The sequence below is a fragment of the Chroococcidiopsis cubana SAG 39.79 genome (assembly GCF_003991895.1).
GTDB lineage: Bacteria > Cyanobacteriota > Cyanobacteriia > Cyanobacteriales > Chroococcidiopsidaceae > Chroococcidiopsis > Chroococcidiopsis thermalis.
Window position 1 is genome coordinate 1 of the sequence record NZ_RSCK01000170.1, and the last position, 6,984, is coordinate 6,984.

Genomic DNA, 6,984 nt, shown 5'->3' on the forward strand with positions numbered 1-6,984 from the left:
ACTGTTAAGCACGGTTTTGAAGGCGAGGCAGAATCGCGAGATTCTGAGGGGAGACTGCAACTCCCCGTCCTTAGCCAGCGACAACAGGTAGTGACGGTGAATCGGTTTGTCGTATCGGTTACCGAGTTCATGCAGCGGTCGCTCGACAGTTTTGATGTTGGGCGACAGGTGTGTGAGTCGGGATTGAGGATGTGCAAAGAGCAGATTGAGAAAATCAAGCAGAGAAAGCATCAACAACAATGCGATCGGGTAATAGCGATCGCCCAAATTGACAACCAACTAGAGCGGGGTTTGTGCTATGAATAATCAGACCCGAAGCAGCACGGATGTTGCTGGTTACAATTTTCGGATTGGTGATCGCGTGATGATTGCAGTTCATCCTCTGTTGGCTGGGATGTCAGGAGAAATTACGGCTCTGCCCTCTGCTGACGCAGGCATCGTAGCACTGGATGGTGGTGCAAGAGAAAGAATACCGCTGTCATCATTGGAGTTAGAGCAACCAGCAATTGAGTTGGAGAGCGAGCAGGTTGTGGCACTGGAGTCGGCTAATCGCTCTAAAGAGCGATCCACAAATCGTTTAATGTTAAACGAGGTTCCCGTGGGAACCTCAGTTGATATTGAAACGTTTGATGTTGAAGTATTGAGCGTTGCTTCTCCGATGACTGCATTAGAGGCAAGGGCAGCGGTAGAGCAAATTAACCAGCATTGCATTCAAATCCGCGTACTGCTGGTAGAGCTAGAAATGAGAGAAGGCTACAAGGCGCTTGGCTATTCCAGCATGAAACAGCTGATGCTATCCAACTATTTTGTTAAAGCTCGCTCGACTCTACAAAAAGAATTGCAAGCGGGACGGATAGAGAAAGAGTATCTCAATCTTCCGGTGGGGACAATGCCAGAACGTCAGTTGCGCCCTTTATCCAAGCTGAAGCCAGAATATTATTCGCTGGCGCTGTCCCAAGCAGGAGAAATTGCAGGCGATCGCCCCCTAACCGAGAAAGATGTCTCTACTGCGGTTGCCACAATGCTGTTATCGGATAAAAATGCAGCAAAACGCAGTATTGTGGATGTGGTCAAGGAGCGCACTCATGTTCCGTTGTGCGATCGCAATCAATGTCGAGTTGAGGATGCGGTCGTAGTGCGAGCTTACCGTCACGCAGACTTGCGGGCTTACGATGGATATTGGGGGATCGTTCAACATATCAGCGAGCATTTCTACCACATTTATATTAGCCTGAAGGGTGAGACAATCCAGTGTAGGGAAGAAGAAGTGGAATCTATAGATATGAGTGAGGGCGATCGTATAAGTTTATTGTCAGTTTCGTCGCGAGTTAGCAACTTGTTGAAAGCCGAGTTAGAAGTGGTGGATTATGCGATTTTGGAGACGATACAGCGGTCGTTATATTTGACACCGAGGCAGTTGAGGTACTTGGAAGTGATGGAGAAAGATTACGGGGTCAGTTGTGGAAAATGATAGGATTTAAAATAACAGCATCTATTGCACCTGCGCTATTTCCATGAGTACTCACCCTTTCCTCAAAGTTGAAATTTCTCAACTTAGCATCGCCCAACGTATTCAACTGGCTGAAGACCTGTGGGATAGTATTCTAGACCAGCAGAATGAGCCTCCATTAACTGATGCCCAATGTCAGGAACTCGACCGCCGACTAAAACGGTATCAGCAAGAGCCAACATTAGGCTCGACCTGGGAAGAAGTGAAACAACGTCTGGGTCGAGCCTAATGAGCTATGAGCTGATTATTCGCCCAGAGGCAGAATTGGATATTCAAGATGCTTTTGAGTGGTATGAAGCGCAGAGTTTAGGGTTAGGTTCGCAATTTGTTCGTGCAGTCGATGCCTGCCTTTCAAGCATTGGAAGTAACCCTTTAGCTTATCCAACAATCTATAAACAAGCAAGACGAGCATTAATTCGACGCTTCCCCTACGGAATTCTTTATATCTTTGAGCAAGAAGTCGTTTCTGTCATCGCTTGTTTTCACAGTAGACGTAATCCCAAATCCTGGCAAGATAGATTGTAGTTCCGAAGGTGCTGCTAACGTGCTGTGAGGATTGCTGTTCCATTAATAATTCAACATTAAACAACATGATAATCACCATTTTGTTTAACATTTAACTATTCATTTTTTGGAGCAATGTTACGGAGTCGCAGACGAGATTAGCAAGTGCTAGCTAATCCGATGCCCCAATTTTCGGTCGTGCAGTAGGGAAGTGTGGGACTGCTAAACTGAATAAGGCGTAGTCAATCTTGAACAGTCCAGTGAAATGTCCCTTGTATGGTCATGAAAAACCGCATAAACACGGTAAGACGAGTTCATGTTGCCAACGCTACTTCTGTCCTAGTTGCCAACAAACCTTTACCGATACTTTCGATACTCTTTACTATCGCCGTCAAGTGAGCGAAGAAGATGTGAGGATTGTGCTGCAATCCCATGAGTCTCGGCAGCAGTTTGCGGGGTATCAGTCGTATTAGTGGCTTAGCTTACGATACTGTAGTCAGTATTGTTCAAGTAGCGGCTCAAAAAGCGCAGATGGTACATAATGCCGAAGTTCAAAATGTTAGTACGGATGCGATTGCTGCGGATGAGTTGTGGTCATTTGTGGAAAAAAACACTTCATCACAGCCCGCCGGATGAACTCGAAGCGGGAGATTGCTGGATCGCTCTAAGTTTGGCTCAATTGAGTGGGTTGATCCTGTGTGGTCGCGTTGGTAAGCATACCGACTCCTTAGCGCAGGAGTTAGTGGTTAGTACTGAAGCTAAGACCGATTGTAAGGAGTGGGGTACTGATGGCTGGCAAGGATATGAGCGAGTTCTGCGCTCCAGAAGTTGACCATTACATCAGTCAAGCCTTGACGCAACGATTGGAGCGTACCAACGCTATTCTACGGCAGCAAACTGGGCGCTGGCATCGACGGCAGAACAAATTTAGCAAGCTGTGGCAAGAGACCGAGGTTACTGTGAGACTTGTTATCAGCTATTTCGACTGGATATGGCGGCATTCATGCCTGGGAACTACAGCCGCACAGCGAGCAGATTTAACCGATCGTCCTTGGACTTGGAATGACATCGCTACCTATCCCACACTTTTGTAGGGCATGACCCATCTGTCGTATACTGATCGAATATGTTATTCCAATTCTGGTCTAGATTATTCATGAGTTGACTCCTTTTACAGTCGGGATTTGATGAATTGGTTCTTTTCTAATTTCGCTCCTACTGGTGAAACATTGCCTAATATTTTAGAGCTTTTGAAATTCCGTTGTTATCGATTGATAAATAATTAAGTTATGTAACTCCTAAGTACAAAACAAAAACTGTAGTGAGTGAAGAAAGTGAAAGTTCATAACACTCTCTAGGCTTGACAGACCTTGCAGCAGCATATATTGTGTAAAATGTTACCCGCAGGAGAGATAATTAGCAGCTCGTAGTCATGTCAGAGTGTATATGCAAATTTATGGCTGGAAATTGACGCTTGGGAATTGGTTAGTGCTAGGCGGAGCGATAACTTCGTTAAGCTTCGCTAACGCTCTTTTAGAAAATCCTGCTATTGCCCAGATTCTACCCGATGGTACTTTACCTAATAATTCTACTGTCACAATGCAGGACAACATCACAACTGTTTCTGGCGGAACCGAAGCAGGTGCAAACTTATTTCACAGTTTTGAACAGTTTTCTGTCCCCACTGACACGACAGCTCACTTTAACAATGCAACCAACATTCAAAATATTATTAGTCGGGTGACGGGTGGGTCAATATCTAATATAGATGGATTAATTCGAGCCAATGGCACTGCCAACCTATTCCTACTCAATCCTAATGGCATCATTTTTGATTCCAATGCTGCCTTAAATATTGGTGGCTCATTTATTGCAAGTACAGCCAGTAGCATCAAGTTTGCCGATGGCTTTCAATTCAGTGCCACTAATCCTCAAACCCCTTCACCTCTACTGACGATTAGCGTACCTGTTGGTTTGCAGCTAGAGTCAAATCCTGGAAAAATCGTCAACTCTTCCCGCGTCACCAATAGTCGCGGCGAAATCGTGGGACTCTCCGTTCAGCCAGGAGCAACTTTAGGGTTGGTTGGTGGAGAAGTGGCGATCGCAGGCGGACACATGACAGCTAAGGGAGGACGAATCGAGTTAGGCAGTATGGCAGCCGCTAACGCTGTCAGTTTAGTATCAGCGAATTCTGGCTGGTTACTAGATTACCAAAACACCGCTAATTTTCAGGATATTAGCGTCACTGATGACGCAAAAATTGCGGTTAATGGTGACGGTAGAGGCAGTATAAATATTAACGCTAACAATATCGATCTCCTCTCAGGTAGCAATTTGCAAGCTGGAATAGATTTGAATTTCCAATCTCTAGGCGATCGCTCTGGAGAAATTGCACTTAATGCTCGCGGAAACGTTTCAGTCGATAATGCAACGATTTCCAACTTAGGAATAGGAATTGGCAATGCAGGCGATATTAGTATTGCTGGGCGATCGCTCTTTTTTACCAATGGCTCTCAATTGCTTACTAACAGTCAGGGGCAAGGGAATGCTGGCAATATCGCAATTAAGGCACTCGATACCGCCTTGTTTGATGGAGTCAGCAGTCGTGGAGAAGCAACCACCCTTGCTGCTAACCTGAACTCAACAGGCAGAGGCAATGGGGGCAAGATTGCGATCGATGCAGAAAGCGTGTCTTTATCAAATGGTGCTGAGATAATTGCCCACACTGAAGGGCAGGGGAATGCTGGCAGCATAACGATTAATGCTAGCGATGCCATTTCGATCGATGGTGTCGGTAGCAATGGATTTAGCTCTGGCGTAGGTAGTCAAGTGTTTCGCAATGCCGTTGGTAATGGGGGTGCGATCGCTCTCAATGCACCTAAGATAACTGTATCAGGTGGTGCGAATATTGTTGCCCACACTCACGGGCAGGGTGATGCTGGTACTGTAACAATTAATGCCAACAATATCTTCTTAGATGGAGTAGGAAGCAATGGAGAATCCAGTGGCTTAGGCAGTGCCGCTTTTGGGACAGCACGGGGCAACGCTGGAGAGATTAAGATCGACACTCACTCACTCGCTGCCACCAATAGTGCATCGTTATTCGTTGCTAGTTTTGGACAAGGAGATGCTGGAAGTGTGACAATTAACGCCAAAGGTGCAGTTTCCTTTGATGGTGTTGGCTCGAATGGAAGATCCAGTAATGCCTTTAGCACTCTAGAACGGGGATCTATAGGTAACGGCAGAGAAATTAATATTACAGCTAATTCACTCTCGCTGACTGATGGTGCTGTTATTGGCACTGCCACTAATGCACGTGGAAATGGAGGTAATATCAAAATTCATGTCAATACACTCAACGTCCTCAATGGCGGACAAATTCTCACTACCAGTCGTGATGGTGGTAATGCTGGCAATATTATAGTGGATGCAACTGACAGTATTACCCTCTCAGGCAGCGATCCAACGTATGCCGAACGATTCGCTTTAATTGGCAGACCAGTTGTACGCAATCAGGGTGCTGCCAGTGGGTTGTTTGCTGACACAGATGCCGGATCTACAGGCTCCGGCGGCAATATTAACGTCTCAACGCAATCGCTCTCGATCGCCAATGGCGCTCTACTAAATGCCGACAGTTTTGGGCAGGGAATTGCTGGAGACATAGAGGTTGACTCTCGCTCGATCGAGCTGGATAATAAAGCGGGAATCTTAGCTACAGCCGCGTCGGGAAATGGCGGCAACATCAGCTTAAAAGCAATAAACCTCCTAACCCTACGTCGTGGTAGCCAAATCTCTACTACTGCGGGGATTGCTGGTGCTGGTGGAGATGGCGGTAACATCTCCATCGACAATCATCATGGGTTCATTATTGCTGCCCCAAATGAAAATAGCGACATCACTGCCAATGCTTTTAATGGTTTGGGTGGCAGCATTCGGATTGACTCCGACAGCATTTTCGGAATGCAACAGCTGACGCGATCGGACTTAATGAGTTTACTGGCAGGTGACAACTCAACTAGGCTCGATCCGCAACAGCTAGCCACAAATAATATCACAGCATTCTCCCGAACCAGTCCTGATTTGAGCGGTACAATCAATATCAATACACCGGAAGTCAAACTCAATCGTAGTTTAGTCAATCTGCCTTCTGTACCAGTCACAACCGAAGTTTCTCAAGCCTGTCAGCCTCGTACAGGAAACGATCGCAGCCAATTTATTATTACCGGACGTGGTGGCTTGCCACCTAACCCTACAGATGTTCTCACGAATAACAACGTGCAGGTAGATTGGGTAGCATTGGATTCTTCAGCGAAGAATTCAGCTATTGACAACAGTAAAGGCAAGATAGGCAAGAATTGGCAAAATGAAAAAGCTGTTAAGCCCTCCCAAAATGAAATAGTAGAGGCGCAAGGATGGATATCGGATAGTGATGGCAATCTTACTTTAGTCGCACAAGCACCGACCTCGCCTCCTCACAATGCCTGGTCTACCTCTGCTACTTGTTCTGTCCGCTAGCAAGACGCGATCGGCGAAATTGAAATGGATCGCTACAGCAAGAATTGCAGAAAATGAGAACAATTTGGATCGAGAGCCGAAATCATTGCCTGAGCTTGTGGCGAATGCTGAAGTCAAGCTTCAGCGTCCGAATGGAATTGTCTAGATCTCCAGTGACGTAAACTGTATCCCCTGCGATCGCCACTCCTGTGAGTCCATAAGGTGGAGGTCCATCTGGAAAGCCCGGTAAGCCGATTGGTAAGTTCTGCTTCAGGGTTAAACTCTTTCCAGTATTAATATCGATCGCTCTGACGCTTTGCGTACCAGTTTCAGCTACCACGGCAATTCCATCCGCATGATAAGCTACACCTTCTGGCGAGGATAAATTCTTGGCAATATAGCACTACGAAGTTAAATTAGGACGTTATAGTAGGGATAGCAGAGCAATTGGGAATTAGTATGGCAGCCCCCTACAG

6 protein-coding genes and 1 pseudogene are annotated in these 6,984 nt (G+C 46.2%); 6 read left to right on the plus strand and 1 reads right to left on the minus strand.

What is annotated here, in order from left to right:
- The 6 genes and pseudogenes from DSM107010_RS39125 to DSM107010_RS36060 form a co-directional block, all read left to right on the plus strand.
- The coding region (locus tag DSM107010_RS39125; RefSeq protein WP_158631962.1) for a hypothetical protein at positions 1 to 306 on the plus strand (306 nt) is incomplete at its 5' end.
- Positions 299 to 1,471, plus strand: a complete 1,173-nt coding sequence (locus tag DSM107010_RS36040) for a hypothetical protein (RefSeq protein ID WP_106169117.1) — start codon at positions 299 to 301, stop codon at positions 1,469 to 1,471. The genes DSM107010_RS39125 and DSM107010_RS36040, both read left to right, overlap by 8 nt.
- A gap of 43 nt (positions 1,472 to 1,514) precedes the next feature.
- Positions 1,515 to 1,739 (plus strand): addiction module protein, encoded by a 225-nt coding sequence (locus DSM107010_RS36045; protein WP_106169116.1) that lies wholly within the window; start codon positions 1,515 to 1,517, stop codon positions 1,737 to 1,739.
- Positions 1,739 to 2,035, plus strand: a complete 297-nt coding sequence (locus DSM107010_RS36050; protein WP_106169115.1) for a type II toxin-antitoxin system RelE/ParE family toxin — start codon at positions 1,739 to 1,741, stop codon at positions 2,033 to 2,035. Before DSM107010_RS36045 ends, DSM107010_RS36050 begins: the two co-directional genes overlap by 1 nt.
- 224 nt (positions 2,036 to 2,259) lie before the next feature.
- A pseudogene (locus DSM107010_RS36055) lies at positions 2,260 to 3,108 on the plus strand (IS1 family transposase).
- 352 nt (positions 3,109 to 3,460) lie between these two features.
- Positions 3,461 to 6,529 (plus strand): two-partner secretion domain-containing protein, encoded by a 3,069-nt coding sequence (locus DSM107010_RS36060; protein WP_106169114.1) that lies wholly within the window; start codon positions 3,461 to 3,463, stop codon positions 6,527 to 6,529.
- 82 nt (positions 6,530 to 6,611) lie between these two features.
- On the opposite strand, the gene DSM107010_RS36065 is transcribed toward DSM107010_RS36060, so the two are convergent.
- A complete protein-coding gene (locus tag DSM107010_RS36065; protein WP_199756001.1) occupies positions 6,612 to 6,848 on the minus strand; it encodes a hypothetical protein in 237 nt (78 codons plus the stop codon).
- Between the last annotated feature and the right edge of the window lie 136 nt (positions 6,849 to 6,984).